This window comes from Limnofasciculus baicalensis BBK-W-15 (genome assembly GCF_024178385.1).
Lineage (GTDB): Bacteria > Cyanobacteriota > Cyanobacteriia > Cyanobacteriales > Coleofasciculaceae > Limnofasciculus > Limnofasciculus baicalensis.
Genome location: NZ_JAMZMM010000736.1, coordinates 1 through 1,163, shown reverse-complemented (window position 1 = coordinate 1,163; position 1,163 = coordinate 1). Strand labels below are relative to the sequence as shown.

1 protein-coding gene is annotated in these 1,163 nt (G+C 42.3%); it reads left to right on the top strand.

What is annotated here, in order from left to right:
* Nucleotides 1-82: 82 nt before the first annotated feature.
* Nucleotides 83-1,163, top strand: a 1,081-nt coding sequence (gene rseP / locus NJ959_RS29845; protein WP_254015385.1) for an RIP metalloprotease RseP, incomplete at its 3' end; no start/stop codon positions are given.

Genomic DNA, 1,163 nt, shown 5'->3' with positions numbered 1-1,163 from the left:
ATTCTTTCCGTTAACAGTCAAGATTTGCCATTAGGTCAAGATGGGCTTATTTATCCTTAAAGTAATTATTTGTATGACATTTTTGGCGGTATTGGCGGCGATCGCAGTCTTGGCAGTTTTGATTGTAGTCCATGAGCTGGGTCACTTTATGGCGGCTCGTCTCCAAGGTATCTACGCTAATCGCTTTTCTGTCGGCTTTGGTCCGATTCTCTGGAAGTATCAGGGTTCCCAAACGGAGTACGCGGTGCGTGCCTTGCCTCTAGGAGGTTTCGTTGGCTTTCCCGATGAGGATCCCGATAGCGATATTCCTCTGGATGACCCGAATTTACTGAGCAATCGACCTATTTTAGATCGAGCAATTGTCATCAGTGCAGGTGTGATTGCTAATTTAATCTTTGCTTACTTTTTGTTGGTAGTTCAGTCTGGAATAGTAGGTATTCCAGACTTTGTTGAAAAACCGGGTGTTCTAATTTCTTCGGTAGCCCCACAAAGTAGTTTGGTTGCCGAAAATGCAGGAATTAAAGCAGATGATGTCATTCTTTCCGTTAACAGTCAAGATTTGCCATTAGGTCAAGATGGGCTTATTTATCTACAGCAAAAAATTCAAAACTCGCCTAACAAATCCCTCAGCCTGAAAGTTCAGCGAGAGGAAACAATCCTCGATATCAATTTAACCCCAGGATTGGCACCAGATGGCAAGGGAATTATTGGGGTTGCACTCCAACTTAATGGTGAGATAATTCGTAAGCCTGCTGGCAATCTTATGGCAACGTTAAATAGCGCTGCTCAAGAATATCAGCGGATTACAGTTTTGATTGTTCAGGGTTTCGGTAAGCTCATTAGTAACTTTCAGGAAACCGCCAATCAAGTTTCAGGTCCAATAGCAATTATTGATATAGGATCTAAAATTGCTAGTTCAGATCCTTTCAGTTTGTTCCAGTTTGCTGCTCTGATTAGCATTAACCTGGCTATTATTAATATCTTACCTCTACCAGCATTAGATGGAGGTCAGTTGGCATTTTTGTTAATTGAGGGCATTAGCGGGAAGCCATTGCCTACGGTAATTCAGCAGAATATCATGCAAACCGGATTATTCCTATTGCTGGGGTTAGGCATTTTCTTAATTCTCCGGGATACGGTTAATTTACTGCCAGCTAGTTGGG